The organism is Amycolatopsis kentuckyensis (assembly GCF_002155975.1).
GTDB lineage: Bacteria > Actinomycetota > Actinomycetes > Mycobacteriales > Pseudonocardiaceae > Amycolatopsis > Amycolatopsis kentuckyensis.
This window is the reverse complement of sequence record NZ_MUMI01000069.1, coordinates 1-26,909: the sequence shown is the minus strand read 5'-3', so window position 1 is coordinate 26,909 and position 26,909 is coordinate 1. Positions and strand designations below refer to the sequence as shown.

Genomic DNA, 26,909 nt, shown 5'->3' with positions numbered 1-26,909 from the left:
GCTGCAGGGCCTGGGCGGCGACCAGCGAGCCGAGATCGGGCGCGGCGGCGCACCACGCCGACGCGGCGGCGAACACCAGGACCGACCCGGCGAAGGAGATCCGGCGGCCGTACAGGTCACCGAGCCGCCCGTGCAGCGGCGTCGCGACGGTCAGGGTCAGCAGGCCGGCGGCGGTGACCGCGACCAGCCCGGTGCGGGCGTGCAGGTCGGCGCCGATCGACGGCAGGGCGGCGGTGAGGACCAGGCCGTCCAGCTGGGCCATGGCCATGCCGAGCAGCAGGCCGGCGTAGGCGAGGTTCCGAGATGCGTGCATAAAGCACACGTTATAACGTGCCTTATGCACACATCAAGCGAGGGCGGCCCGGCCCTGTTCCGGCTGGTCCGGCACTGGACGCGCCAGTGGGCCCCGGAGGTCGTCGAGCGCTTCGGCGAGGGCACCCCGCCGTCGTGGACCGTGCCGAACCTGTTCGTCATCCAGGCGATCGACGGCGCGACCGGCGACGAGGTGACGGTCGCGGACGTGGCCCGCCAGCTGGGCATCGACCGCTCGGTGGCCAGCCGGATGGTGAGCGAAGCGGCGCGAGAGGGCTTCGTCGAGCGCTCGACGTCGACGCGTGACGCGCGCCGCGCGGTGCTGACCCTCACGGAGGCCGCGAAGGAGTTCCTCGACGCTTCGCGGGCCCACCAGCGTCAGGCGTTCGACGCGCTGGTGGGCCACTGGCCCGAGGAGGACCGCGAACGGTTCGCCGGCTACCTGAACCGGCTCGCGGACGAGGTCCTCGGCTAGCTCCCCGACTTGTGCGTCCGGCCGGAACCGGCTTGAGTGGGCCGGTATGAACCCGGGTTTCCCGACGGTGGTCCCGCGGATGGTGGTGCGCGACCTGGTCGCCGCCGTCGCGTTCCTGCGCACGGTCTTCGGCGCGACCGGCGAGGTCGAGAGCGGACGTCCCGCCCAGCTCCGCCTCGGCGACTCGCTGCTCATGGTGTCGGCCGAAGGCGAGCGGGCGCTGTTCCCCGCGTTCCTCCACATTTACGTGGCCGACGTGGACGCGACGTACCGCCGCGCCGTCGACTGCGGCGCGACGAGCCTGGAGGAACCGGCGGACATGCCCTACGGCGACCGGCGGGCGATGGTCCGCGACCCGTTCGGCAACGTCTTCCAGATCGCCCGGCCCGGGAGCTGACTACTCCCCGGTACTGCCGTCGATCGCCTCGCGGACCAGGTCGGCGTGGCCGTTGTGGCGGCTGTACTCCTCGACCATGTGGACCAGGATCCAGCGCAGGGTCGGCGTGTTGCCGTCCCGCAGGGCACGCCGGGCCCGCTGCCCGAGGTCGCCGCCGGCCAGTGCTTCCTTCGTCGCCGTCCGGGAGCGCTCGACCGCGGCCGCCCAGAGTTCGCGCAGCTGCTCCGGGGTGTCTCCCGCGGCCGAATCCCAGTCCCAGTCCGGTGTTGCCGCCCAGTCGACCGCGTCGAACGGCGCCATCCGGTCACCGCCCTGTAGCACGTGGGAGAACCAGTGGTCCTCCACGAAGGCCAGGTGCTTGAGCAGCCCGCCGAGGGTCATCGTGGCCGGCGGGTGCGTCGCGCGCAGGCCCGCCGCGTCCAGCCCGGCGCACTTCCAGGCCAGCGTCGCGCGGTGGAAGTCCAGGAACCCGAGGAGCGTGGTGGCTTCGTCACCGTCGAAGGGCGGCTCGGGCCGGCCCTGATCGTCCACAGTGGTCACGACGACGCCGTCAGCGGGCGGACGTCCCAGATCCACACCCCACCGACGAACTCCGCCGGCTTGCGCAGCAGCAGTTCCACAGTGGACTTCAGCGCTTCCTGGTTCTGGCGCGGCCCGACCACGAGCACGTCGGCGTTCCAGGCTCGCAGGTCCGCGAGCGCCTGGGTGCGGTCGGCCTCGGTCACCTCGGCCGCCTGGCCGGTGCGCTCCACCTGGGCGAACAGGTCCGACGTCGGCAGCGGGACGGCGCCGTAGCGGCCGCGGCGGTCGGTCGGGGACGTCGGGCCGACGAAGTAGCCCTCCGGCATCGGGTAGCCCAGACCCGCGTCGACCTGCCAGTGCAGCGGCTCGGCCTCCCCGGTGCTCGGCAGCGGCACCGGCACCAGCGAACCGCCCGGCGCGACGTACTGGCGCCAGATCCCGTCGGCGAAGAACGGCGGCGAGAGGGGACGCTGGTGCGTCACCAGCTCCGTCGGCGCGATCGGCAGCAGCACGGCCACCACCGCGCCGATCCAGATCATCTTCAGCGGGAACCGTGGCTTGCCGTCGAGGGGTTCCGGTTGCTCGGCGGCCGCGGTCCACACGCGGTGCGTCGCGATCGCCAGGAGCGCGCCCGCCACCGGGATGCAGCCCATCGCGAGCCGGGACTCGAGCAGCGAGTCGAGCAGCGGCAGCTGGCCCAGCCACTTCCACGGGCCGGCGATGCCGGTGTCCTCGTGCGCCACGGTGATCTCGATGCCGAGCGACAGCAGGGCCATCACGTACATCGTGATCGCGAGCGCCCGCGAAACGACGTCGCGCCACAGCCAGATCGTCAGCACCACCATGAGCACGATCAGCGGCCAGCCGAAGAACGCGTTCTCCTCGGTGCGGTTCATCGAGACGTCCGCGGCCGCCTCGGGCGCGCCGGCGATCGACTGCGTCGCGAAGCGCGTGAACGCCGCCGTGTCGTTGCCCGCCGAACCGTGCAGCAGCGAGTGGAAGCTCTGCGGGCCGAAGAACTGCCAGTACAACGGGAATCCGGCGATCAGCAGGGCGACCACCGCGCCGATCCCGATGCCCTTGCCCAGCGGGGCCAGCATGCCGCGGATCTGCGCGCGGTGCGGGATCAGGTACGCGACCGCGAACACGATGAAGGCGAGCGCGAAGATGGCCAGGGGCTCTTCACCCAGCAGGATCTGCCACGCGACGAGCAGCCCGAGCACGATCCCGTTGCGCACCGGGCGTTCGCCGCGCGCGACCTGGATCGTCTTGAGCGCGATGAACGGCAGCACGAACAGCACCACGAAGTTGGGGTGCGCGTTGCCGTGCGAGATCATCGGCGGCGCGAAGCCGCAGAACGCGCCGCCGATCGCGGCCGCCGTCCGGTTCGGCACCAGGTGCCGGGAGAACACCCAGTACCAGCCGAGCGCGGTGCCGGCGAGACCGGCGGTGAGCACGATCGCCCAGGTGAGCGTGGCGCCGAAGGTGAGCGTGAGGGGCGCCAGCGGGATGTTCAGGCCGAACATCGCCGCGTTGGCCGCCATGTTGACGCCGTGCGGGTAGTTCTGCAGGTCCGTGGTGAACGGGTTCTGGAAGTGCAGGACCGCCTTCGCGACGACCGTCGAGTACCACTCCCACTGGCTCTGGTCGGCGCCGCCGTTCCAGAGATAGCCGCGCTTGAGGTCGAACCACAGGCCGTTGTAGAGCAGGATCGTGAACAGCAGGTACCCGCCGGCGATCGCGGAATCCGGCCACGCCCAGCGCTTCGGACCTTCCGGCAGTTCGGGAGCGGGCGGCACCAGCTCGGGGACGGCTTCGGACTTCAAGCTCACGGTTCGACCACCCTGGCGAGGAAGTAGAGCGCCCCGGTCCCGGCGTGCCGGACCAGCAGCAGGAACGGCCGGTCCACCGTCACGGCGACCGGATCGTCGATCATCATCGAGGTGAGGCGCATGACCAGGGCGGTGGCCGCGGCCCCCTCGAAACCTTGTTCGTCGACGCGCAGCACGGCCTGGTGCAGCACCTCGGACACGGTCAGCCGCGGATCCGGCGAGAGCCCGCTCAGGTCGGCGTCGTCGGTGAACATCGTGCGCACGCCGAGGCCGCGCACCACGTCGCCCAGCAGGCTCGACACGTCCAGCGAGACCTTGGGGAGCGCGAGTTCCACCGGCTTGAAGCGGATCCGGCCGAGCAGGCTCGTCAGCTTCGCCTGGTCGAGCCGGGCTTCGGCCTCGGCGAGCTCACCGTCGGGCAGCAGCACGACGGCCTGCAGGCCACCGGCCGCGGCCAGCTGCACCGCCTGCCAGCCATCGGCGTGCGCGTAGCCGAGTTTTTCGCTGAGCCACATGGTCGGCACGTCCCGCGTGCCGGAGGGGGCGTGGAACGGCGCGTCGCTGGTGTTGGCTTCGCGGAACGGCAGTTTCCAGGCGGCCTTCAGGTAGAGCGCGTTGACGAGCACGGCGGCGACGTCGTCGGTGATCGAGCCGGGCGGCAGCAGCTGCGGGATCAGCCCGCGCGTGGTGCGCCCGACGTCGTCGTTGATGAGGGCGCGAGCGGCCTCGGGTTCCTTTTCGAAGGGCGCGCTCGCGACGGCGGCTCCGGGCCATTCGGCCAGTTCGGCCTTGAAGGAGTCTTCGAGCGGGAGCCGGTCGTCGGCCCACAGCGTGTTGGCGACGGCCAGCTCGGGCTGTTCCTTGCTCTGGCCCTCTTCGACGAGCTGGGTGGCCTCCCGCAGCAGGACGGTCTGCGCGTCGGGGTCACCGAGCAGGGCGACGAGCTCGTCCCGGGTCTGCCCCCGGGCGGCCCGCGCGGCGAGAGTCAGCGCACTGGCCACCGAATACGGCGAAAAGCAGGTGTTCCCGCCCCCGGCACCGAGGGCCGCGTGGACGGCGAGGGCGAACCGGAGGTGGCTGTCCGTGGCCATGCGGGCGAGAGTACCGGAACGCCGACCCCCACCGGCCCCCCACGCGCAAGTCCACCCGAGGATGACAAATCCGGCGAAATTTTCGCGGCCACCAGCCCCGCGCCGATCGGCAATTCCCGTACTCGGCCGGGCATCACCCGTGATGGGGCGGTCGACTCGCGTGATTGAGAGGTCGACACGCGTGACGGGGAGGTCGACACGGCGCAGTCCGGACGCCGCCGCGTGTCGACCCTTCAATCACGCGTGTCGACCCTGTAATCACGCGTGTCGACCTTGCAATCACGGGGGTCAGCGGTGGAGGCGGGTGACGTGCCAGGAGTACCAGACGTGGGCCTGGGCGTCGGTGAGGGAGGCGACCTGGTCGACCACCACGCGGAGCAGGCCGGCGTCGTCCGCGGCCTCGTTCCAGGCCGGGGCGAACAGCGGGTCGAGGGACTCCGGGGCCCGGCGGGCCAGCGCGTGGACCAGCTCGATCAGCAGCTCGCGCTGCCCCTCCTGCATCGCCAGCCGGCGGCGGTCGCTCATCACGTACCGCAGGGCCAGCGCCTTCAGCAGGGCCACCTCGGCGGCCACCTGCTCCGGGACGCACAGGTCCGCCCGGTACCGCCCCAACGGCCCTTCACCGAACTTCTCGCGCGTGCCGGTGACCGCCGCCGTCGTGAAGCGGCCGACCAGCTCGCTCGTCAGCCGTTTCAACGCGACCTGGGCGCCCGGTGACCCGTCCGGCTCCGCCGACACGAGCGCCGCCACCGCCGGCAGCGCCAGCAGTTCCGCCGCCGCATCCTCCAAAGTGGACACCGACTGCGCCGAAAAGTGCTTGGCGGCGGCCTCGGCGACGGCCGCGCGCTCGTCCGGGTGGGCGAGCACACGCAGCTTGATCCGGCCGGCCAGCACGCCGTCCTCGACGTCGTGCACCGAGTACGCGACGTCGTCCGCCCAGTCCATGATCTGCGCTTCCAGGCACCGCCGCTCCGCCGGCGCCCCCGCCCGGAACCACTCGAACACCGGGACGTCGTCGCCGTACACGCCGTACTTCACCTGCCCCGGCCGGCGCGGCCACGGGTACTTCGTGGTCGCGTCCAGGCACGCGCGGGTCAGGTTGAGCCCCACCGGGTCACCCTCGGCGGACAGCAGCTTCGGCTCCAGCCGGGTGAGGATCCGCAACGTCTGCGCGTTGCCCTCGAACCCGCCGCAGGCCGCGGCCACTTCGTCGAGCGCGCGCTCGCCGTTGTGCCCGAACGGCGGGTGCCCGATGTCGTGCGCCAGCCCCGCGGTGTCCACCAGGTCCGGGTCCGCGCCCAGCTCTTCGGCGATGCCCCGGCCGATCTGGGCGACCTCCAGGGAGTGCGTCAGCCGCGTGCGCGGGACGCCGGTGACCTCGGCGCCCTCCCCCGGCCCGACCACCTGGGTCTTGCCGGCCAGCCGCCGCAGCGCCGCGGAGTGCAGCACCCGGGCCCGGTCGCGGGAGAACGCGCTGCGCCCGTCCGCCCGGGCACCGGGCAGCGCCGCGCCCTTGGCCGGCTCCGGCAGCAGGCGGGCGGTGTCGTGCTCGGTGTAGTCCACGTGACCAGCCTAAACGCGACCACCGACATTCTTCGGGGGTTCGGGTGGCGAAGCCCCAGATGTCACCGACAAACGCTCGGCCCTCGGCCGACGCGAGAAGCCGCGGCGGGCGAGCGGTCCTCAGCCCAGGAAGGTCGCGAACAGGTCGTCGGCCGGGGTCTTCGTCAGCCGGTAGTACAGCAGCGCCCCGGTCTCGCGGACGATGTACCGCACCTGGGTGACGCGCTCCTGGACGATCGGCCCGCTGTGCGTCGGCGCGGTCCAGGCGTCCAGGCCCAGGTCGTCGGCCATGGTCCGGGCGCGGAAGGAGTGCCACGGGTCGCTGACCAGCACCGCCGTCCGCCAGCCGCGGGCCTCGACCTGCTGGGCGACCGCGCGCAGGCTCCGCAGCGTGTCGCTGCCCTCGCCGACGGCGAGCGTCGCCGACGCCGGCACGCCGCGCCGGGTCAGCCACAGCTGGCCGGCCCGGGCCTCGGTGAAGTTGTCCTCGGCCTTCTTGCCGCCCGCGGTGACGATCGTCTTCGCCACGCCCGCGTCGTAGAGCTGCTTGGCCTTCGCCAGCCGGGCGGCGTAGATGTCCGACGGCTTGCCGTTGTACTGGGCCGCGCCCAGCACCACGATGACGTCGGCGGGCGTCCGGTCGTTCTCGCGGGCCACCTGCCAGACCCGGAACGCGGTGCCACCCACGAGCGCGACGAGCACGAGGACCGTGCCGAGGACGATCCGGCGTGCCCAGCTTGCCACCGTCGGTTTGGTGCGTTCAGCGGTACCCATCCGGGCCATTCTTTCAGAAGCGGCTCAGAGCCACCCACGCTCCTCGGCGAGGCGCACCGCTTCGGCCCGCGTCCGCGCGCCGGTCTTCCCGATCGCCGCGGACAGGTGGTTGCGGACGGTGCCTTCCGAGAGGTGCAGCGCCCGGGCGACGTCGGCCACCGTGCTGCCGTCCTTGGCCTCCCGCAGCACGTCCCGCTCCCGCCCGGTGAGCGGGCTGGCGCCGGTGGCGAGCGACTCCGCGGCCAGCGCCGGATCCACCACGCGCAGTCCACTGTGGACCCGGCGGACGGCTTCGACGAGCTGCTCCGGCGGCGCGTCCTTGACGACGAACCCGGCCGCGCCCGCCGCCATCGCGCGGGCGAGGTAGCCCGGACGGCCGAACGTCGTGCAGATGATCACGCGGCAAGACGGCAGCGCAGCCCGCAGGTCGGCCGCGGCCTCCAGGCCGTCCTTGCCCGGCATCTGGACGTCGAGCAGGGCGACGTCCGGCTTGGCCTCGCGCGCGGCGGCCACCACCTCGTCGCCGGAGCCGACCTGTCCGACCACTTCGATGTCGTTCTCGAGGCCCAGCACGGTGGCCAGCGCCCCGCGGACCATGGCCTGGTCGTCGGCCAGCAGCACCCGGATCAAGCGAGTCCTCCCGCGGGTTCGGCGCGCACGGCCGGGGTGGCCGGGCTCGGTTCGGGCAGCGTGGTCCCGGCGGGGATCTCGGCCCGCACGAGCAATCCTCCCCCAGGCCGGGCCGACGTCCGCAGCGTGCCCCCGACCGCGGCCAGCCGCTCGGACAGCCCGCGCAGGCCGTTGCCCGCGACGACCTCGGTGGCCGTGCCGTCGTCCTCGATCTCCAGCCAGGTGTCGCCCAGCCGCACGCGCACCCGCTTGGCCCCGGAGTGCCGCAGCACGTTCGTCACGGCTTCGCGCAGCACGTACCCGAAGGTCGGCTGGAACTCCGGCCGGACGTTGTCGACGGCGTGCGGCAGGTCGGCGTCGATCTCCGCGGCCCGCAGCGCGGCCCGGGCCCCGACGAGCTCCGCCGACAGCGACACCTCGCGGTTCGCGGACACGGTCGCGCGGACGTCGGACAGCGCGCTGCGGGTGAGGCTTTCGACCTCGCGGATCTCCTCGACCGCCCGCGGGATGTCACCGGCGCTCTCCAGCACCCGCCGGGCCAGCCCCGCCTTGACGGTGATCGTGGTGAGGCTGTGCCCGAGCAGGTCGTGCAGGTCGCGGGCCAGCCGCTCCCGCTCGTTCGCCACGGCCAGCGTGGCGATCTCCTCGTTCGCGCGTTCCAGCCGCCGGACCGCGCGGACGAGGTTGCCCATGAAGAACATCGCCAGCGTGATCGAGGCGACCGTGATCAGGTCGCCGTAGTCCTCGATGAACCGGCCCTGCGCCAGCAGGATCGCCGCGCCGAGGGCCAGCGTGGCCAGGTCGACGATCACCGACCAGGCCGCGGGGACCAGGAACACCAGCACCGCCGTGCCGTAGAGCAGGACGAACGCGCTGCCGGCGGCCACCGCGAGCGAGGCGAGCCCCAGCACGTTCATCGTGATCCCGAAGACCAGCTTCACGGGGCGTTCCGCGCGGAAGAAGTACGGGAACCCCGCGTAGCACGCGGAGTAGGCGTAGACGAGAACGGCGGTGGCCACCAGCCGGGGGGTGACCGCTTCGGCCAGCAGCGACCGCGTGACCGGGATGAGGAACGGCAGCAGGAAGACCACCGCCATGATCGGCCAGCGGAAGCGGCCCGGCCCGCGATTGCCGGCGTCGGGAAGCGGGTCCTCCCACCAGGATTCCTTGCTGTCCAGCCCGAACCGGCGTTTCGCCATCGTCGTTCCCCTCCGGCCCTCAGACGCGGGCGCTGTCCTTACGGTAACGCCTGATCACCAGCGCCCCGAGCACGACCGTCCACGCGCCGAGCACCCCCGCGGCCTGGGGCAGCGAGACCACCAGGTCGCTGGTCACCGCGGGCCGCGCCACCTGGAGCACCCAGTAGGTCGGCATGATCTGGGCGACGTCGTGCATCCAGCCCGGCATCGACTCGATCGGGATCCAGAGGCCGCCGAGGAAGCCCATGCCGAGCGTGACGAGCATGTTGATCGGCTGCATCGAGTCCGGCGTGCCGAACTGGCCGAGCAGCAGGCCCAGCAGCACCAGCGGGATCGTGCCGAGCCAGATGCCGGCGAAGATGCGCACCCAGCCGCTCGCGTCGACGTGCACGCCCTCGGCCAGCACGCCCAGCAGCGGCACGAGGACCAGCGCGGGCAGCCCCACGAGCATCCCGGAGATCCCCTTGCCCGCCAGGTACCCGGTGCCGGTCAACGGGGTCAGGCGCAGCTGCCGCTGCCAGCCCACGGCCCGTTCGAGGGCGAGCCGGGCGCCGCTGTTGGTCGCCGCGGCGAAGACGCCGAACGTCATCATGTTGATCATGATCACGGCGGCGATCCGCGCGTGGTCCGGATCGCTCGCCTTGGTGAAGACGTTGGCCTGCAACAGGAACATCAGCACCGGGAAGGCCACGACGAAGATCAGGAACCGTGGCGCCCGGAAGTTCCGGCGGATCTCGGTGGACAGGTAGGTGGCGTTCATCGCACGGGCTCCGCGGTCTCGTCGGCGGTCAGGGAGAGGAAGGCGCCTTCGAGGCCGACGGCGCTGATTTCGACGTCGTGCACGGCCGGAACCGCGGCTTTGAGCGCCCAGAGCGTGGCGTCGGAGTCGGCGCTGGAGATCGCGACGCGGTCGCCGCGCAGCTCGAACTCCTTGACGCCGGGCAGCGCGGCGATGACCGCTTCGGAGACGCCCGGGACGGCGGCGCGCAGGGTGCGGCCGCCGGCCAGCGCGCGGACCTCGGCGACGCTGCCGTCGGCGACGATCCGGCCGCGGCGCATCAGCACCACCCGGTCGGCGAACTCCTCGGCCTCTTCCAGGTAGTGCGTGGCGAACAGGACCGTGCGGCCGGACTCGGTGAAGGAGTACATCGACTGCCAGAACTCGCGCCGGGTGCCGACGTCCATCGCCGCCGTCGGCTCGTCGAGGATGAGCAGGTCCGGGTTGCTGACCAGGGCGACGGCGAAGCGCACCCGCTGCTTCTGCCCGCCCGAGAGCTTGTTCGCGCGACGGCCGGCCAGCTCCTCGACGCCGGCGGCGCGCAGGGCCTCGGCGACCGGCATCGGCCGGCGGTGCAGGGCCGCGACCATGCCGACGGTCTCGCCGACGGTCAGGTCGTCCATCAGGGCGCCGCCCTGCAGCATCGCCCCGATCAGGCCGGCGCGGACGGCGTCGATCGGCGTGCGCCCGAACACGCGCACTTCGCCGGCGCCGGGGCTGGTCAGGCCGAGGATCATGTCGACGGTGGTGGACTTGCCGGCACCGTTCGGGCCGAGCAGGGCGACCACTTCGCCCGGGGCGATCGTCAGGTCGACGCCGTCGACCGCGTGGACTTCGCCGTAGTGCTTCCGCAGGCCGGTGAGGTGGATCGCGGCCCCCGCCGCCACCGCCTGGGTGTCTGTTTCTCGCATGCCCCCAGGCTGCCGCCCGGCGGGCCCGGGACCCCGGATCGTGCGTCACGACTTGGCCGTGACAGGTGTCAGGGGTGCCCGGGCCCGGGCGGGTCAGCAGCCGATGAGGCGGCCCGCCAGGTAGGACTCGAGCTTGTCGATCGCGATGCGCTCCTGCGACATCGAGTCGCGCTCGCGCACCGTCACGGCCTGGTCCTCGAGCGAGTCGAAGTCGACCGTGACGCAGTACGGCGTGCCGATCTCGTCCTGGCGGCGGTAGCGGCGGCCGATCGCCTGGGCGTCGTCGAAGTCGACGTTCCAGTGCTTGCGCAGCGTCGCGGCCACCTCCTTCGCCTTCGGGGTGAGGTCGGCGTTGCGCGAGAGCGGCAGCACCGCGACCTTGAACGGCGAAAGCCGCGGGTCGAGCTTGAGCACGACGCGGATGTCGGTGCCGCCCTTGGCGTTCGGCACCTCTTCCTCGACGTAGGAGTCCACCAGGAACGCCATCATCGAACGGCCGACACCGGCCGCCGGCTCGATGACGAACGGCCGGTACCGCTGGCCCGAGGCCTGGTCGAAGAACGACAGGTCCTGGCCCGAGTGGTTCGAGTGCGTCGTCAGGTCGAAGTCGGTGCGGTTGGCGATGCCCTCGAGCTCGCCCCACTCCTGACCCGCGTTGAACGCGAACCGGTACTCGATGTCGACGGTGCGCTTCGCGTAGTGCGAGAGCTTTTCCTTCGGGTGCTCGAAGTGGCGCAGGTTCTCGGCCTTGATGCCGAGGTCCTTGTACCACTCGGTGCGCTGGTCGATCCAGTACTGGTGCCAGGTCTCGTCCTCGCCCGGCTCGACGAAGAACTCCATCTCCATCTGCTCGAACTCGCGCGTCCGGAAGATGAAGTTGCCCGGCGTGATCTCGTTGCGGAAGGACTTGCCGATCTGGCCGATGCCGAACGGCGGCTTCTTCCGCGACGTCGTCTGGACGTTGGAGAAGTTCACGAAGATGCCCTGCGCGGTCTCCGGGCGGAGGTAGTGCAGGCCCTCTTCGGACTCCACCGGGCCGAGGTAGGTCTTCAGCATCATGTTGAAGTCCCGCGGCGGGGTGTACTTGCCGCGCGTGCCGCAGTTCGGGCACGGCACCTCGGACAGGTCGTCCTCGCTGGTCTCCTTGCCGGTGCGCGCCGCGAACTCCTCGGCGAGCTGGTCGGCGCGGAACCGCTTGTGGCACGACAGGCACTCGATCAGCGGGTCGGTGAACACGTTGACGTGCCCCGACGCGACCCAGACCTCACGCGGCAGGATCACCGACGAGTCGAGGCCGACGACGTCGTCGCGGCCCTGCACCACGGTCTTCCACCACTGGCGCTTGATGTTGTCCTTCAGCTCGACCCCGAGCGGCCCGTAGTCCCACGCAGAGCGGGTGCCGCCGTAGATCTCTCCGCTGGCGAAGACGAAACCACGGCGCTTGCACAGGCTGATGATCTTCTCAATGGTGTTCGTGGGCACTCCACGCTCCGAAAAGCTTGCGGGGACGGTTCAGGACTGAACGTCCAGGGTATCGGCCGGGGCCCACCGCTTTTCGCGCAGGTGAGCCTACGGCCGCGACACCAGCGACGCCGTCACGACGCGGTTGTCCTCGTACCCCTTGCTGCCGCCGACGTACTCGCCGCCGCAGGTGACGAGCAGCAGCTTGTGCGGCCCGTCGGGATTGAACAGCTGCTCGGACCGGCCGGCCAGGTCCGACTTGTGCACGGTCTCGGTGGCCTCGATCCGGTACACCCACGCGCCGCCCGCGGCGTCGGTCAGCTTGACCTCCTGCCCTTGCTCGACCCGCCAGAGCTCGTCGAACGGGCCCTTCTTGCCCTTCCAGTTGACGTGCCCGGACAGCAGCGCGACGCCGTGGTCGGCGCCCAGCTTCGCGCCCCACCAGGCGGCCTCGTCGAGGCCCTCCGGGATCTTCAGCGCGCCCGCCGCGTCGAGGTCCTCCTGGATCAGCTTCGCGGTGCCGCCGCCGGGCAGGGACAGCTGCGCCGGGTCCTTGCCGGTGTCCTGCGGGGCCTGCCGGTCCGCGGCCGGGACGGGCGTCCCGGTGCCGTTCGCCCCGGCAGGTTCATCCTTTCCGGTGAACACGAGCAGGGTCGCGACCAGTGCCGCGACCACGAACGCCCCCGCGACGCCGACGATCCACCAGCGGCCGGAGCCCTTCTTCGGCTCCTCCGGGTTCCGCTCCTGCATGGGCTTGTGCTCCTTCGCTGTCATGGCCAGTGCACAGACAGGCATGCCGCGAAGGGCCCGAGAGGTTGCAGCGAACCTCGTTCAGCCGGTGGGGCGCGTCACCAGCTCGGCCGTGACCAGGCGGTTCTCGTCGTAGCCTTCGGTGCCGCCGACGTAGTCGCCGCCGCAGGTCACCAGCACCAGCCGGTGCGGGCCGTCCTGCCCGAACCACCGGGCGGCCTGGGCCGGCAACGTCTCCTTCGGCAGCGTGACGACGTCGTCGACGCGGTAGACCCACCGGCCGCCGCGCGCGTCGACCACGCTGACCTCCTCGCCGGTCCGCATGCGCCACAGCTCGTCGAACGGCCCGCGCCTGCCCTCCCAGTTCACGTGGCCGGACAGCAGCGCCGCCCCTTGGGCCGCGCCCAGCTTGGCGCCCCACCAGGCCGCGTCGCCGAGGCCGCGCGGGATCGGGAGGACGCCGGTGTCGGTGAGTTCGGTGCGGACCAGGCGGGCGGTGGCACCGCCGGGCAGCCGGACCGTGCCCGGCCGCTGCTGGGCGGCGGACTCGCTGTCCGCGGGGAGCACGGCCGGGGCCGCGTTCTCGCCCGGCAGCGAGCCGGGCGGGGGTGCCGCCGCCATCGGAGTCGCCGACGGCGGCAGCCAGGTCAGCACGATGATCCCGGCCGCGAAGGCGGCCACGGCCAGTGCCGCCGAGACCGCGGCCAGTGCGGTGCGCAGCACCTAGCCCGACCCGGTCTTGCGCCGCCGGCCCAGCAGCAGGGCGACCGCGGCGAAGAACACCCCGCCGAAGAGCAGGCCGATGCCGAGCGGGACGCGGGAGCCGGCACCGTCGGTGGCGGGCGCGGCCGCGCCCAGGTAGCCGGCCGGCACCTGGGTCGGCACCGCGGGCTGCGTGGCGGTCGTGCCACCGGCCGGGCCGCCGGCCTTCGCGACGAACCCCTTCGGGATCGAGCAGCTGACCCCGCCGAGCACGATGTTCGTCTTCACGTCCTGCAGCGCGGCGCCCTGGGCGTCCTTGACGTGTGTGGTGATCTCGACCCGCCAGCCGGCGACCGCGGTGTGGTCGCCCCCGCGCCAGCCGTCCTGGCGGATCAGCTGGTCGAAGGCGGCGACGCGGGTCAGCGCGAGGTCGGAGACCGTGGTCGCCCGGTCGGCGTTCGTGATGTCGCCGGGCGGGCCGAGCCGCAGGTTCTTCAGCTGGAGACCGGCGTTGCCGCCGGGCACCGGGACGATCCCGAGCCCGCCGCCGGCCTGGCGCACCCACAACCGGGTCACCGACGACGTTCCGGACAGCTTGGCCGGGCCGGTGCAGTCCACGGACGTTTTGGCGCCTTCGAGCACGAGGACCGTGTTGTCGGCCGGCTTGGTGCCGCCCTGCCAGGTGTCCCGCAGCGCGTAGTTGGTCTCCGCCGTCGCGGTGGGCACGGTGGTGGCCTGCAGCGCGGCGAAGACGTTGTGGTCCCGGCTCGGGACCCCCGGCGGGTACGGGTTCTGTGACGCGCTGTAGCGGCCGAGGGCGATCTGGTAGTGCCCGCCGAAGGTGGCCCGCTCGCCGTCGTCCTTGGGGACCGAGACGCGGTCCGCGCCGAGCTTCGACTGGCCGGGCAGCAGCGGGGATCGTTGCGTTTCGGTGATCAGGGCACCGCCGCGCTGGCCTTGGTCGCCGATCCGCACCGAGGCGATGTTCGCGAACGAGACCGGACCGGTCTTCTCGTCGACGGCCTGGGTCTGCGCCCCCGCCACACCCACTCCGACCAGCGGAAACACCGCGACCGCCAGTGCGGCTGCCTTCGTCACGAAACGCGTCATGTCTCCCCACTGCTCTGCTCGGGACGGGTCGCCGGCGTCCGGGGAACGGCGAAACGCTCCGCGACCACCTTGCACCGTCGGCGACGACATGCGAAGTCGCAGGGCCAATATCCCACGAACTCACCCGAACGGGGTAATACGACCGGCCGTACCCCGCAGCTCGGCGCCGAAGCGGGGGTCCCGGACGGGGGAACACTAGGATGGGCGGGACCGTTATCGGCAATGACTACGGAATTCATGGTCGCGGGCAGGGTGGAGGCGGGAATGGCGACGGTCACCGGGAGTGGCGCCCAGCCGGAGCTCGCGGACTGCACCCCGGCGTCCGGAGCACCTCCGGCCCACCCGCCGCAGTCGGTGCTGACCGACGCGGGCGACCTGTTGCGCGCGCTGGCGGCCCCGGTCCGGATCGCGATCGTGCTGCAGCTGCGGGCCGCCGACCGGTGCGTGCACGAGCTGGTGGACGCCCTCGACGTCGCGCAGCCGCTGATCAGCCAGCACCTGCGGGTGCTGAAGACGGCCGGGGTGGTCCAGGGCGAGCGTCGCGGCCGCGAGGTGGTCTACCGCCTCGCCGACGACCACCTGGCGCACATCGTCGTCGACGCCGTCGCCCACGTGCAGGAAGGAAAGTGATGAACACCGCCGCGTCGCGCAGCCAGGCCCCGGTCCCCGGGCGCCGATCCACCCGGCAGCGGTCCGCGGTCGTCGAGCTGCTGAGCACGATCGACGACTTCCGCTCGGCCCAGGAACTCCACGACGAGCTGCGCAAACGCGGCGACGGCATCGGCCTGACGACGGTGTACCGCACGCTGCAGTCGCTGTCGGAAGCCGGCGAGATCGACGTCCTGCGCACGGATTCGGGCGAGGCGATCTACCGGCGGTGCTCGGCGCACCACCACCATCACCTGGTGTGCCGCCTGTGCGGCCGCACGGTCGAGGTCGAGGGGCCGGCGGTGGAGCGCTGGGCGGAGAAGATCGCGGCCGAGCACGGCTTTTCGGAGATCTCCCACACGGTGGAGATCACCGGCACCTGCGCCGAGCACTAGCCCCGGCTCGGCTTCCCGGCCGGTCCGCGGCCGTACCTGGAAGGCAACTCGCGTACCCGGCCGGACGACACGGCGGGCCGGGTACGCCAGGCCACGTCGTCGATGGCCAGCCAGGGGGCCGTGGCCAGCGCGCTCGGTGTCAGGCCGGTGATCGCCCGGGCTTCCCGGTGCAGGTGGGACTGGTCCGCGTAACCGCTCAGGGCGGCCACGCTCGCGGCGGGGTGGCCCGCCGCGAGGAGGTGGGCCGCGTGGTCGAAGCGGACCAGCCCGGCCGCTCGCTTGGGCGTCAGACCGAGCTGGGCGCGGAAGCGGGCCCACAGGCGCTGGCGGCTCCAGCCGACGTCCTCGGCCAGGCTGTCGACCCGCACCCGGCCACGCGCGGCCAGCGTCCGGTGCCACGCCCGGGCGACCTCCGGCTCGACCCGGGGCGGGGCCGCCCCCAGGCGGCGGGCGAGCAGGTCCGTCACGATGGTGAAGCGTTCGTCCCACGTCGGGACCGCGCGCAGCCGCTCCTCGGTTCGCCCGGCGTCGCGCCCCCAGATCTCGTCCAGGGTGGCCACCGCGCCGGTGAGCTCGGCCGAGCCGCCCAGGACCGCCGTCGCGACCGCCGGGGACAGCCGGATCTGGAGGCACTCGCCCGCGCGTCCGCCGGTCCGGAGGCCGCCCGGGAGGAGCCCGGCGACGAAGCTGCCGCGCCCGGACGTCCCGCCGGTCTCGCGAACCAGGCCGCCGGCCCCGCTCAGGTCGAGGAACAGCGTCACGGACGGGTGCGCGACCATCGCGATCCGCACGCTCCCGCCGATCCGCTGGCGGAACCCGGCCATCGCGACCCCCGGCAGGCGGACTTCCGGGCGCGGCACGGCGACGTCCACATCCGCCCACTGCCAGCCGCTCACGTCCGCAGTTTAGGCCGGCGCGGCGTCTTCGGCCGCCGCGAAGCGCAGCAGGAGTTCGCTCGTCGGCTCGGGGGCTTCGAGGAGGGGGACGTGCCCGACGCCGGGCAGCAGTTCCACGCGCACGCCCGGCACCGGGGCGTACTCGTGGGCCGAGCGCGGGTTCCAGCGAGGGTCCGCCGCGCCGAAGACGACCAGCACTGGCCGGCCGAGCCCGGTGAGACGATCGGGCACGCTCCGCTCGGCGAGGTACGCGGAGTTGGCGCGCAGGATCTTCCGGAACGTGCGGTAGCCGAGGTGCCTCAGATCGGCGACCGCGGCGTCCGGGAGGGCCACCGGGCGCGCCGTCGTCGCGCGGATTCCCTTGCGGATCAACGCATCCGAGCGCAGCCGCCAGAGGAGCGGGCCGAGCGGCGGGGCCGACAGGGCCCGGATGAGCCACGGCTGCGGCAGGAGCGCGCCGAGGCTCGGGCCGGTGCTGACCAGCGCCAGCGACCGCACCAGGTCGGGGCGCTGCTCCAGGAGCGACGTCGCGACGTAACCGCCGCTGGAGTGCCCGGCCACCGCGACCTGGCGCAGCCCGAGGTCGTCGAGCAGCGCGGCCACGCGGGCGGCCTGCCCGGGGACCGCGTACGACGGCGCGGGCGGGGACTGGCCGCACCCCGGGAGGTCGACCCGGATGACGTGGTGGCGCGCGGCGAGGACACCGGCCACCGGCCCCCAGGACGCCCCCGAAGCGCCCGACCCGTGAACGAGCAGCAGGGGCGGCGCCTGCCGCGGACCCTCGTGGACGACGTGCATCCCGGTACCTTCGTGAAGACCCATGCACCGGACGGTAGGGGCGCGCCCGGCCGCGGGTCTTGGACGAATGTCAGTACTCGTAGGGATCCTTCGGGGTGGCGACCGGGGTCACCGAGTCGGGCGTGAAGTCCGGTGTGTAGCTGTTGTCCTTCGTCGCCGTGCCCGGGACGATCCGGCCCGTCACCCGGATCCACGCGTCGCTCGCCAGGTGGTCCGCTTCGCCGCCGCGGAGGCGGACCGTCACGGGGAACGCGTCCGCCGCGCAGCAACTGATCACCAGGCGCGCCAGGAGGGTGCTGCCCTCCGTGTGGACGACGAAGCCGGTGAGCGAAACGGTGCGGCCGTTCAGCGTGCCCGCCGAGTCCCAGCCCGCGCGGGTGACGAACTCGTTCACGCTCAACGTGACCACGTTCCCCGCCGGCAGCGGCGGGAAAGCGGCGGCGTTGGCCACCGCCGCACTCGACGGCGCGCGGGCCTCCGTGCGGATCACCGAGTCCGCGCCGAGGGCCGGTGGCGCGACCAGGAACACCGCCAGCACCGGCACCAGCAGCAGCCACGCCGGACGCGCCGAGTGCGAGTGGCCGTCGTGGTCCTCGAGCGCGGCCTTCCGCGACGCGACCAGGTCACGGACGATCGCCACCGCGCCCAGCAGCACCATCACCGCGCCACCGGCGACGATCCACGGCTGCTGCGCCGGCTTGACGTACCGCAGGTAGTCGCCGTTGACGGCGATCTTGACCAGCGCCCCGCCGAGCAGGATCAGCAGGATGTTCTGGGTTTCCCGTTTCACGCGACCCCCACCAGGAATCCGGCCCCGATCGCGCAGGCCACCGCCACCACGAATGTCACCGGCGCGAACCGCACCGCGAAGGACTTCCCGAACGTGCCCGCCTGCAACGCGAACAGCTTGACGTCGATCGTCGGGCCCACCACCAGGAACACCAGCTTCGGCAGCAGGGGCAACGCCGTCAGCGAGGCCGCGACGAACGCGTCCGCCTCGCTGCACAGCGCCAGCACCACCGCCAGCACCGCCATCACCACCACGCCCAGCACCAGCTGATCGCCCAGCACGCCGAACCAGTGGGACGGCACCAGGACGTTCAGCGCCGACGAGATCAGCGCCCCCAGCACCAGGAAACCGCCGGCCTCGACCAGGTCCGTGCGCGCCGTCTCGGCGAACACCCGCCACCGCTGGCCGCCCGCCACGTCCGGGAGACGCTGCAGTGCCCGGGCGGTGATCCACTCCAGCTTGCCCCAGCGGGCCCACAGCCAGCCCATCACCATCGCCGTGGCGAGCGAGCCGGCGAAGCGGGCCAGCACCATCTCCGGCTTGCCGGGGAACGCGACCGCGGTCGCCACCAGCACCACCGGGTTCACCGCCGGCGCCGCGAGCAGGAACGTCAGCGCCGCGGCCGGCGCCACGCCCTGTCCCATCAGCCGCCGCGCCACCGGCACCGAAGCGCATTCGCACCCCGGCAGCGCGACCCCGGCCAGCCCGGCGACGCCGACCGCCGCCCCGGCGCGGCGGGGCAGCACCTTCTCCAGCACGCGGGCGGGCACGAACGCGGCGATGGCCCCGCTGATCAGCACGCCCAGCACGAGGAATGGCAGCGCCTGCACGCAGACCGCGACGAACACGGTCGAGCCGGTGCGCAGCGCGGGCACGTCGAACAGGTCCTGCAGCCAGCCTTGGGCGAGGATCGCGATCAGCAGGATCGCGCACAGCACTTCGACCGAGCTGATCCGGAACCGGCGCGTGCGCCGGCCGGGCTCGGCCTCGGTGTCGGTAACGATGTTCACGAGGGCGATGATGCCAGGGCCGTCCGACCGGACGGGACCCGCACGGGCCGCGAACGGAGGATCACGGTCCGTTTCGGTACCGAATCCTCCGTTCGCGGCGGGAAGTCCACCCCGGACGGGTCAGTCGCCGGGCACGATTCCGGGCAGATCGGTCCGCAGCTGCGAAGCCGTCGACACGACCAGCATCAGCAACGTCCCGAGCGCCGCCGCGTCCAGCCCGGCCGCCGGGAACGCGTACCGCAGCGTCACGTCGACCCCGTTGTCCGAATGCCCGACCCCGAGCGTCCCGAACAGACCCTGCCCGGCCCGTTCGGCGACCGCGATCGAGAGCGACGGCTCGTCCGCGAGGTCCCAGCCGACCACGCAGGTCAGGGTCAGCACGGTGAGGCCTTCGCCGAGCCGGGTCGCCTGGATCACGCACGGGACGCCGCCGTGGGAGAACGTCAGCGCGCCGTCGTCGTCGACGTGCACCTCGAGGTAGCGCTCCAGGGCCTCCCGGGCCCGCGTCAGCAGCTCCGCGGTCTCGACCGCTTCGGTGGCGCTCACGAAGAAGCCGCCTGGTCGACGGCGCCGCCGAAGCGGCGGTCCCGCTTCGCGAATTCCAGGCAGGCCCGCCACAGGTGCGTCCGGTCGAAGTCCGGGAACAGCGTGTCCTGGTAGACCATTTCGGCGTAGGCCGACTGCCACAGCAGGAAGTTCGACGTCCGCTGCTCGCCCGAGGGCCGCAGGAACAGGTCCACGTCGGGCATGTCCGGCTGGTACAGGTACTTCCCGATGGTCTTTTCGTTGACCTTGTCGGGGTTCAGCTTGCCGGCGGCGACGTCCTGCGCGATCCGCTGCATGGCGTCACCCAGCTCGGCGCGGCCGCCGTAGTTGACGCACATGGTCATGTTCAGCGCCGTGTTGTCCTTGGTCTTCTCCTCGGCCGCCTGCAGTTCCTTGATGACCGACGCCCACAGCTTGGGCCGCCGCCCCGCCCAGCGGATGCGCACGCCGATCGAGCCGAGGTAGTCGACCTGGCGGCGGATGGTGTCGCGGTTGAAGCCCATCAGGAACCGCACCTCTTCGGGGCTGCGCTTCCAGTTCTCGGTCGAGAACGCGTACACCGAGAGCCACTTGACGCCGAGCTCGACCGCCCCGCTGGCGACGTCGATCATCACCGCTTCGCCGCGCTTGTGGCCCTCGATCCGCGGCAGGCCGCGCTGGTTGGCCCAGCGGCCGTTGCCGTCCATGACCAGCGCGACGTGCTTGGGCACCAGCTCGCGCGGGATTTCCGGCGGTTTCGCGCCCGACGGGTGCGGATCCGGGGCCCGCAGCTCGTATCGCGACGCCTTGTTCTCGCGTCCCCTGCGCAGCACTGCGAGCCTCCCTGGCTGGGTGAAACCGGTCAGCCCGACCCTACTGCCCGGATGCCACCTCTCTTTCGGGGGTTGGGGTGGCGGAGCCCCCGGCTTGGAGCGGAGCCCCGGATGTCACCGCCGACTCCCGGGCGCGGCGCTCGACCAGGGGAAGGGACCGCAGCTGCCGTTCCAGGTGCCACTGCAGGTGCGCCGCGACCAGGCCGCTCGCGTCGCGGCGGGTGCCGGGCAGGGTCGCCTCGGCCATCGTCCACTCGCCGTGCAGCAGGGCCGTGAGCAGGTCGAGGACCTCGGGCGCGGGGTGCACGGAGCCCGGGACGCGGCAGTCCTGGCACATCGAGCCGCCGGCCGGGACGCTGAACGCGACGTGGGGGCCGGGCAGGCCGCAGCGAGCACACTCGGTGAGCGCGGGCGCCCACCCGGCGTAGGACATCGCGCGGAGGAAGAACGCGTCGAGCACGAGGGACGCGTCGCGTTCGCCGGCCGCGAGGGACCGCAGCGCGCCGCAGACGAGGAGGTACAGCTTGAGCACCGGCTCGCCCTCTTCGGCCGAGAGCCGGTCCGCGGTTTCGGCGATCGCGCTGGCCGCGGTGTAGCGCTGGTAGTCGGCGACCAGCGGCAGCTGGAACGCGTCGACGGTCTCGACCTGGGTGATGACGTCGAGCGTGCGCCCGGTGTAGAACTGCACGTCGACGTGGCCGAACGGCTCCAGCCGGGCCCCGAACCGCGACGAGGTGCGCCGCACGCCCTTCGCCACGGCACGGACCTTGCCGTGCCGCCGCGTCAGCAGGGTGACGATCCGGTCGGCCTCACCCAGCTTGTGCGTGCGCAACACCACCCCGGTGTCGCGGTAGAGGTTCACCACCCCGACATCGTCCCACTTCGGGGTGATGCCGGGGTGGAGCGCCCCACGGAAAAAACGAGGATCAGCAGTAGGACCCGTAGCAGGTGCTGACCGCCGCCGCACTGGCGATGGCGATGATGATCATGATGATGCCGAAGACGCAGCCGACGCCGCCCAGGATGGTCGAGATCAGGCAGAGCGTCTTCGTGGTCCGCGAGGCCTGTTCCGCCATCGGGTAGTTGCCCTGCATCTTGTACGTGCCGACCTCGTTGGACTTCATGATCGCGAAGATGCCGAGGATCAGGCCGCCGAGGAAGAGCGAGGCGATCGCCCAGCCCTTGTAGTCCTTGATGGCGTTGATGTCGCCGCCACCGGGCATGCCGTAGCCGGGGGCACCGAAGCCGCCGGTGGGCGGCTGGCCGTACGGCGCGGGCTGGCCGTAGGGCGCGGGCATGCCGCCGGACGGCGGGCCGTAGCCCGGCTGCTGCGGCTGCTGGCCGTAGGGCTGCTGCTGGCCGTAGGGATTGGTCATGGCGTTGTACCCCAACTATTCGTGAACTTCCGCCGGGCGACTCCGGCGGTGGTGTGCAAGGAACTGGTCAGCGCTGTTCGTTCGGCGGCTGGCCGAACTGGCCCGGCTGGATCTTCTGGGTCGCCTCGGGCTCGCCCTGGGTTTCCGGCCGCAGCATCTGGGTGCGCTCGGCCTGCTCGTCGAAGGAACTCCCGGCGCCCGGGCGCAGCATCTGGGTGCGCTCCGCCTGCTCGTCGAAGGCGCCCCCACCCGGCGGCGGGGCGAGCGGCTGGCCCGGCTGCTGCCCGAAGCCACCCGGCTGCGGGGGCTGCGCGAGGCCACCGGACGGCGGCTGGCCGAACCCGCCCGGCTGCGGCTGGCCGAAGCCACCCGGCGCGGGCTGCTGCTCGAAGCCACCGGACGGCGGTTGCTGGGGGAAGCCACCGGACGCGGGCTGCTGCGGGAAACCGCCGGAGGGCGGCTGGCCGAACTGACCCGGCTGGCCCGGCTGCTGTCCCGGCGGCGGGTAGCCGCCGGCGAACGCCTGCCCCTGCTGGCCGAACGGCGCGGCCGCGTCGTCGGCGTTGACCACGACGGTGCCGACGATCTTGTCGGAGAGGGTCTGCGACTTGTCGTCCCACAGCGGCCAAAGCCAGCCGACGTAGCAGATGGCGCTGTCGACGGCGTGCGCCAGATCGCGCACGAACGCCATGCCCGGGCCGATCGGCTGCCCGGTGTCCTCCCGGACGAGCTTGATCTTGGCGTACCGCTTGCCCATCGACTGGCCGGTGTTGCCCTGCGTGATCCACCGGTTGTAGACGGTCCAGGCGATCTGGCCCAGCCAGCCGAGCACGCCCACCAGGACCCACAGCGAGCCGACGTTCCCGAAGACGAAGAAGAGCGGAGTGAGGAGCACGTAGAGCACGAGGATGGGGCCCACGTCGATGAGCCAGCCCAGGGCGCGCTGGCCCCAGCTCGCGTAGTTGCGCGGCGGACCGAAGGGGGTGCCCTGCTGACCGAACGGCGCGGGCTGGCCGAACGGCGCCTGCTGCCCGTAGGGCGCGGGCTGGCCGTAGGGCGCCTGACCCGGCTGCGGCTGGCCGAACTGCGGCTGGCCGCCGGGCTGCTGCCCGAAGGACTGCTGACCGTAGGGATCGGTCATTGGGTGTCTTCCCCTCGCTGGTCACTTCCCCGACACGCGGAAACGGATCCGCCCTCGTCGGTCCGGTCCGCGGGAGCGTACTCGGTTCACCTTCGGCCGCGCCGCCCAGGCTTCAGCTGTCCGGGTGAATTGCCTGTCCGTCCGACGCGGGCAGTGACCTTCCGGTTCCCGGGCGCCGGAAATCAGACGTGCAGGGCCGTGAACGGCGCGAACGGGAGGTTGCGGATGACGAACCAGACGACGAACACGACGGAAAACGCCAGCGGTGTCCAGCGCCAGTGCAGCCAGCTGTCCATCGCGCGGCCGCGCAGCCGCCCGCGGGTCCACGCGACCATGCTCCACCCGAACAGCAGCATCAAGACGAACGTCACGGCGTTGTAGTGCAGGGCCGCGGGAATGTCCCCGTGCAGCAGGCTGTAGGCCATCCGCATGCCGCCGCAGCCCGGGCAGTCGATGCCGAGCAGTGCCTTCGTCGGGCAGACCGGCAGGAACCCGCCCGGAGTGGTCGGGTCGCCGATCCAGACGACCACGCAGGCGACGCCGACCCCGGCGACGACGGCCATCGGCGCGCTCAGGGCCCGCAGCTTGGCCTTGGTGCCACGCGCCGGGTATCCCGTGTAGACGGTCGTGGTCATGTCCGCCACCCCACCATGGAAAAGCCGATGCCCAGCACCCCGAAGAAGATGATCACGTAGAGCAGCAGGAGGATCCCGATCGAGAGGGCCGACCACATCGCCCACTTGCGAGCGTCGTCCGCGGCCTTGTGCGCCTCGGCGTGGAAACCCTGGAACCACAGTGTGTGCACCTGGTTGGCCTTCACGATCGAGACCACGCCCAGGGGCAGACAGCAGAGCAGGGTGCTCAGGATCGCCCACACGAGGTTGTTGTCCGGCGGCGGCCCGTAGTTCGGCGGCGGGTAGCCGTAGCCGTAGCCCGGCCCACCCGGGGGCGGGTACGGCGGCGGGTACTGGTCGGTCACCGGAATCCTCCTGCTGCTCGGCTACGTCATTATGGCGACGTGGTGAGGTTCGCGGAGAAGACCCCCGCGATGAACAGGACGGCCCACAAGGCGTACCACACGACGCCGACGACCGCCGTGATGATCGTCCACTTCTTGGCGGCCTTGGCGGCGTCCTCGGCGGCGGCCGTCTGGCCCTGCGCCCACAGGTTGTTCACCTTCGTGGCCTGCACGATCGCCACGATGGCGAGGGGCCAGCAGCACAGCAGCGACACGATGGACCAGACGAGGAAGTTGCTCGGGGGCGGGCCCGGCTGGTAGCCGCCCGGCTGCCCACCGGGGTAGTTCGGCTGGCCGCCGGGCTGGTTCGGCTGGTCACCGGGCTGGTTCGGCATGCCCTGGCTGTCGGTCATGATCGGTTGTTCCCCTTCGTCGTGCTCGGGACGACCACCGGGTCCGCGGGCCGCCCCGACCGGCCGCGGTGTGGTCGAAGCCGCGACTGTAGGGGGCGAGATCATCGCGGGACTCGCGTTTCGTCCCGCCGCGACCGAATCGAGACCAGGAATTCCGCCGCCGCTCCCCTGGCGGCGAAGGCGCAGTTCAGAACCCGAGCCGACGTAACTGACGGGGGTCGCGCTGCCACTCTTTGGCCACCTTGATGTGCAGGTCGAGGTAGACCTTCGAGCCGAGCAGCGCCTCGATGTTCTTGCGGGCGGTGGCGCCGACCTCGCGCAGCCGTTCGCCCTTGTGCCCCAGGATGATCCCCTTCTGGCTGGGCCGTTCCACGTAGAGGAACGCGTGCACGTCGACGAGGTCGTCGCGGCCCTCGCGGGGCAGCATCTCCTCGACGGTGACGGCGATCGAGTGCGGCAGTTCGTCGCGGACGCCCTCGAGCGCCGCTTCGCGGATCAGCTCGGCGACCAGCGTCTGCTCGGGCTCGTCGGTGAGCTCGCCGCCCGGGTACAGCTGCGGGCCCTCGGGCAGCCGCTGGACCAGCAGGTCGGCCAGGGTGCCGACCTGGAAGCCGTCCACTGCGGACACCGGGACAAGCTCGGCGAACTCCATCACCTGCTGCAGCGCGAGCAGCTGTTCGGCGACCTGCTGGGGCTGGACGAGGTCGGTCTTGGTGACGATGCCGATCACCGGCGTCCGCTTGGCGATCTTCTGGAGCTCGGCGGCGATGAACTTGTCGCCGGGGCCGATCTTCTCGTTCGCCGGGACGCACAACCCGACGACGTCCACTTCGGACCAGGTGGTGTGCACGATGTCGTTGAGCCGCTCGCCGAGCAGGGTGCGCGGGCGGTGCAGGCCGGGCGTGTCGATCAGGACGAGCTGGGCGTCCTCGCGGTGGACGATGCCGCGGATCGCGTGCCGGGTGGTCTGCGGCTTGCTGGAGGTGATCGCGACCTTGGTGCCGACGAGGGCGTTGGTCAGCGTCGACTTGCCGGCGTTGGGCCGGCCGACGAAGCAGGCGAAGCCGGAACGGTGCTCGGTCATCGGGTGAGCACCTCGACGACTTCGCCGTCCGGGGTGGCGAGGATGATCGGCGCGTACTTGGCGATGTCGCGGACGGCGTGCACGGACGCGCCCTTGAGCAGGCCCTCGCCGCTGACGACGGCGGCGGCCTCGATGCCCTCGGCGCCGCTGGACAGCGCGGCGGCGACCGCGGCCTGGAGCGCGGTGAGCTTGAACGACGGCTGGTCGACCGTGCCGGCCGCGTAGGTGCGGCCGTCGGTGTCGCGGACCGCGGCCCCTTCGGGGGCCTGGATGCGGGCGCGGGAGGACCTGGCCAGCGTGACGAGTTTCTGGTCCTCGGCCTCGAGGTCAGGCATGTTCGACGCTCCTGTCGCGTTCGTCGGGGTGGGGCAGGCGCGTGCGGCGGCGCGTCCGGTCGACGGGGTCCGTCATCGCTTCGGCGTCGGCCGGGTGCACGACCACGGAGGTGATCCGCATGCGGCCGCGCCGGTCCTTGCCCCCTTCGGCGAACAGCCGAAGACCGGCGACCTCGGCTTCGGCCCCCGGCAGCGGGACCCTACCCAGTCGTTCCGCGAGCAGCCCGCCCACGGTCTCCACGTCGTGGTCTTCGAGGTCGATGCCGAACAGTTCGCCCAGGTCGTCGACGGTCATCCGGGACGAGACGCGGACGGCGCCGCCGTCGAGCTCCTCGACCTCGGGGCGTTCGTCGGCGTCGGACTCGTCGGTGATCTCGCCGACGATCTCTTCGAGGACGTCCTCGATGGTCAGCAGGCCCGCCGTGCCGCCGTACTCGTCGACGGCGATCGCCATGTGGTTGTGCGAGCGCTGCATTTCCTTGAGCAGCTCGTCGAGCCGTTTCGAGTCGGGCACGAAGGAGGCCGCGTTCATCACGGAGTCGACGACCGTGCTCGGCCCGTCGGGGTCGAGGTAGCCGGTCATCAGGTCCTTGATGTTGACGACGCCGACGATGTCGTCGACGGACTCGTCGATCACCGGGAGCCGGGTGAAGCCCGTGCGCAGCGCCAGCGCGAGGGCCTGCCGGACGGTTTTGGTGCGCTCGATCCAGACGATCTCGGTGCGCGGCACCATGACCTCGCGGGCGACGGTGTCGCCGAGTTCGAACACCGAGTGGATCATCTCGCGCTCGGAGTCCTCGACGACGCCGCGTTCCTGCGCCATGTCGACGAGTTCGCGCAGCTCGACTTCGGAGGTGAACGGGCCTTCGCGGAAGCCCTGGCCGGGGGTGATGGCGTTGCCGACGAGGATGAGCAGCCGGGACAGCGGGCCGAGGACGGAGCCGAGGACGCGGACGGGCCCGGCGACGTACCGGCCGATCCGGTAGGGGTGCTGGCGGCCGAGGGTGCGCGGGCCGACGCCGATGAGGACGTAGCTGACCACCACCATGACGACCGCGGCGACCAGCACGGCGAGGCCGAGCGGGGCCAGCCGGGTGCCCACGAACACCGTGACGAGCACGGTGGCGGTGAGCTCGCAGCCGAGGCGGAGCAGGAGCAGCAGATTGATGTGCCGCCGTCGTTCGGCGACGACGGCGGCGA

Annotated in this window: 33 protein-coding genes; 4 read left to right on the top strand and 29 right to left on the bottom strand. The window is 72.0% G+C overall.

The features are described from left to right. On the bottom strand, positions 1–313 hold a 313-nt coding region (locus CCN39_RS07445; RefSeq protein WP_143263975.1), incomplete at its 3' end, for an MFS transporter. 24 nt (positions 314–337) lie between these two features. Here CCN39_RS07445 and CCN39_RS07440 point away from each other — a divergent pair. Next, positions 338–787 carry a MarR family winged helix-turn-helix transcriptional regulator gene (locus CCN39_RS07440; RefSeq protein WP_086839678.1) on the top strand — a complete coding sequence of 150 codons (450 nt, stop codon included), beginning with the start codon at positions 338–340 and terminating at the stop codon, positions 785–787. 46 nt (positions 788–833) lie between these two features. Continuing rightward, positions 834–1,184, top strand: a complete 351-nt coding sequence (locus CCN39_RS07435) for a VOC family protein (protein WP_208630169.1) — start codon at positions 834–836, stop codon at positions 1,182–1,184. On the opposite strand, the gene CCN39_RS07430 is transcribed toward CCN39_RS07435, so the two are convergent. From CCN39_RS07430 to CCN39_RS07370, 13 genes are all read right to left on the bottom strand, one after another. Next, positions 1,185–1,724, bottom strand: a complete 540-nt coding sequence (locus tag CCN39_RS07430) for a DinB family protein (RefSeq protein ID WP_086839676.1) — start codon at positions 1,722–1,724, stop codon at positions 1,185–1,187. Then, complete coding sequence (locus CCN39_RS07425; RefSeq protein ID WP_434781092.1) at positions 1,721–3,538, bottom strand: glycosyl transferase; 1,818 nt, start codon at positions 3,536–3,538, stop codon at positions 1,721–1,723. The genes CCN39_RS07430 and CCN39_RS07425 overlap by 4 nt, the downstream gene beginning before the upstream one ends. Continuing rightward, a complete protein-coding gene (locus tag CCN39_RS07420) occupies positions 3,535–4,629 on the bottom strand; it encodes a serpin family protein (RefSeq protein ID WP_086839674.1) in 1,095 nt (364 codons plus the stop codon). The genes CCN39_RS07425 and CCN39_RS07420 overlap by 4 nt, the downstream gene beginning before the upstream one ends. 288 nt (positions 4,630–4,917) lie before the next feature. Further along, positions 4,918–6,192, bottom strand: a complete 1,275-nt coding sequence (locus tag CCN39_RS07415; protein ID WP_086839672.1) for a deoxyguanosinetriphosphate triphosphohydrolase — start codon at positions 6,190–6,192, stop codon at positions 4,918–4,920. Positions 6,193–6,312: 120 nt separating this feature from the next. After that, a complete protein-coding gene (locus CCN39_RS07410) occupies positions 6,313–6,966 on the bottom strand; it encodes a YdcF family protein (RefSeq protein WP_086839683.1) in 654 nt (217 codons plus the stop codon). A gap of 24 nt (positions 6,967–6,990) precedes the next feature. Next, positions 6,991–7,596, bottom strand: coding sequence for a response regulator transcription factor (locus CCN39_RS07405; protein ID WP_086839670.1), 606 nt, complete (start codon positions 7,594–7,596; stop codon positions 6,991–6,993). After that, positions 7,593–8,795, bottom strand: a complete 1,203-nt coding sequence (locus CCN39_RS07400) for a sensor histidine kinase (RefSeq protein ID WP_086839668.1) — start codon at positions 8,793–8,795, stop codon at positions 7,593–7,595. The genes CCN39_RS07405 and CCN39_RS07400 overlap by 4 nt, the downstream gene beginning before the upstream one ends. Before the next feature lie 19 nt (positions 8,796–8,814). Next, on the bottom strand, positions 8,815–9,555 hold the full coding sequence (locus tag CCN39_RS07395; protein WP_086839667.1) for an ABC transporter permease: 741 nt from the start codon (positions 9,553–9,555) through the stop codon (positions 8,815–8,817). Continuing rightward, complete coding sequence (locus CCN39_RS07390) at positions 9,552–10,484, bottom strand: ABC transporter ATP-binding protein (RefSeq protein WP_208630168.1); 933 nt, start codon at positions 10,482–10,484, stop codon at positions 9,552–9,554. The genes CCN39_RS07395 and CCN39_RS07390 overlap by 4 nt, the downstream gene beginning before the upstream one ends. Positions 10,485–10,577: 93 nt before the next feature. Then, the gene (locus CCN39_RS07385) at positions 10,578–11,966 is read right to left on the bottom strand and encodes a glycine--tRNA ligase (protein ID WP_086839664.1); all 1,389 of its coding nucleotides are present in this window, start codon (positions 11,964–11,966) and stop codon (positions 10,578–10,580) included. Between the two features lie 87 nt (positions 11,967–12,053). Beyond that, a complete protein-coding gene (locus CCN39_RS07380) occupies positions 12,054–12,695 on the bottom strand; it encodes a class F sortase (RefSeq protein ID WP_086839662.1) in 642 nt (213 codons plus the stop codon). 81 nt (positions 12,696–12,776) lie between these two features. Continuing rightward, positions 12,777–13,418 carry a class F sortase gene (locus CCN39_RS07375; protein WP_086839661.1) on the bottom strand — a complete coding sequence of 214 codons (642 nt, stop codon included), beginning with the start codon at positions 13,416–13,418 and terminating at the stop codon, positions 12,777–12,779. Beyond that, entirely contained in the window at positions 13,419–14,507 is a 1,089-nt protein-coding gene (locus tag CCN39_RS07370; RefSeq protein WP_086839659.1) for a hypothetical protein, read from the bottom strand. A 264-nt stretch (positions 14,508–14,771) separates the two neighbouring features. Between CCN39_RS07370 and CCN39_RS07365 the strand changes: the two genes are divergently transcribed. Further along, positions 14,772–15,137, top strand: a complete 366-nt coding sequence (locus tag CCN39_RS07365) for an ArsR/SmtB family transcription factor (protein WP_086839657.1) — start codon at positions 14,772–14,774, stop codon at positions 15,135–15,137. Further along, on the top strand, positions 15,137–15,550 hold the full coding sequence (locus CCN39_RS07360; RefSeq protein WP_086839655.1) for a Fur family transcriptional regulator: 414 nt from the start codon (positions 15,137–15,139) through the stop codon (positions 15,548–15,550). The genes CCN39_RS07365 and CCN39_RS07360 overlap by 1 nt, the downstream gene beginning before the upstream one ends. Here the strand turns inward: CCN39_RS07360 and CCN39_RS07355 are convergent. The 15 genes from CCN39_RS07355 to CCN39_RS07285 form a co-directional block, all read right to left on the bottom strand. Further along, entirely contained in the window at positions 15,547–16,446 is a 900-nt protein-coding gene (locus CCN39_RS07355; protein ID WP_244210658.1) for a helix-turn-helix domain-containing protein, read from the bottom strand. The two genes, CCN39_RS07360 and CCN39_RS07355, sit on opposite strands and share 4 nt — an antisense overlap. Positions 16,447–16,455: 9 nt before the next feature. Then, positions 16,456–17,268: an alpha/beta fold hydrolase gene (locus tag CCN39_RS07350; protein WP_244210657.1), complete on the bottom strand. Its 813-nt coding sequence runs from the start codon at positions 17,266–17,268 to the stop codon at positions 16,456–16,458. Between the two features lie 46 nt (positions 17,269–17,314). Beyond that, positions 17,315–18,034, bottom strand: coding sequence for a TIGR03943 family putative permease subunit (locus CCN39_RS07345; protein WP_086839650.1), 720 nt, complete (start codon positions 18,032–18,034; stop codon positions 17,315–17,317). Continuing rightward, positions 18,031–19,038 carry a permease gene (locus CCN39_RS07340; RefSeq protein ID WP_167455002.1) on the bottom strand — a complete coding sequence of 336 codons (1,008 nt, stop codon included), beginning with the start codon at positions 19,036–19,038 and terminating at the stop codon, positions 18,031–18,033. The genes CCN39_RS07345 and CCN39_RS07340 overlap by 4 nt, the downstream gene beginning before the upstream one ends. Before the next feature lie 126 nt (positions 19,039–19,164). After that, entirely contained in the window at positions 19,165–19,590 is a 426-nt protein-coding gene (locus CCN39_RS07335; RefSeq protein ID WP_086839647.1) for a YbjN domain-containing protein, read from the bottom strand. Further along, positions 19,587–20,402 carry an isoprenyl transferase gene (locus tag CCN39_RS07330; RefSeq protein WP_013228389.1) on the bottom strand — a complete coding sequence of 272 codons (816 nt, stop codon included), beginning with the start codon at positions 20,400–20,402 and terminating at the stop codon, positions 19,587–19,589. Before CCN39_RS07330 ends, CCN39_RS07335 begins: the two co-directional genes overlap by 4 nt. Positions 20,403–20,442: 40 nt before the next feature. Next, positions 20,443–21,267: a DNA repair protein RecO gene (gene recO / locus CCN39_RS07325; protein ID WP_086839645.1), complete on the bottom strand. Its 825-nt coding sequence runs from the start codon at positions 21,265–21,267 to the stop codon at positions 20,443–20,445. A gap of 61 nt (positions 21,268–21,328) precedes the next feature. Continuing rightward, entirely contained in the window at positions 21,329–21,778 is a 450-nt protein-coding gene (locus tag CCN39_RS07320) for a CD225/dispanin family protein (RefSeq protein WP_086839643.1), read from the bottom strand. Between the two features lie 67 nt (positions 21,779–21,845). Next, complete coding sequence (locus tag CCN39_RS07315; RefSeq protein WP_086839641.1) at positions 21,846–22,919, bottom strand: RDD family protein; 1,074 nt, start codon at positions 22,917–22,919, stop codon at positions 21,846–21,848. A gap of 182 nt (positions 22,920–23,101) precedes the next feature. Further along, positions 23,102–23,554: a DUF2752 domain-containing protein gene (locus CCN39_RS07310; RefSeq protein WP_086839680.1), complete on the bottom strand. Its 453-nt coding sequence runs from the start codon at positions 23,552–23,554 to the stop codon at positions 23,102–23,104. After that, positions 23,551–23,898: a CD225/dispanin family protein gene (locus CCN39_RS07305; protein WP_086839639.1), complete on the bottom strand. Its 348-nt coding sequence runs from the start codon at positions 23,896–23,898 to the stop codon at positions 23,551–23,553. The genes CCN39_RS07310 and CCN39_RS07305 overlap by 4 nt, the downstream gene beginning before the upstream one ends. 29 nt (positions 23,899–23,927) lie before the next feature. Continuing rightward, complete coding sequence (locus tag CCN39_RS07300) at positions 23,928–24,290, bottom strand: CD225/dispanin family protein (RefSeq protein ID WP_086839637.1); 363 nt, start codon at positions 24,288–24,290, stop codon at positions 23,928–23,930. A 187-nt stretch (positions 24,291–24,477) separates the two neighbouring features. Next, positions 24,478–25,374 carry a GTPase Era gene (gene era / locus CCN39_RS07295; protein ID WP_086839636.1) on the bottom strand — a complete coding sequence of 299 codons (897 nt, stop codon included), beginning with the start codon at positions 25,372–25,374 and terminating at the stop codon, positions 24,478–24,480. Then, positions 25,371–25,709 carry a cytidine deaminase-like protein gene (locus CCN39_RS07290; RefSeq protein WP_086839634.1) on the bottom strand — a complete coding sequence of 113 codons (339 nt, stop codon included), beginning with the start codon at positions 25,707–25,709 and terminating at the stop codon, positions 25,371–25,373. Before CCN39_RS07290 ends, era begins: the two co-directional genes overlap by 4 nt. Then, a partial coding sequence (locus tag CCN39_RS07285) for a hemolysin family protein (protein WP_086839632.1) occupies positions 25,702–26,909 on the bottom strand: 1,208 nt, incomplete at its 5' end. The genes CCN39_RS07285 and CCN39_RS07290, both read right to left, overlap by 8 nt.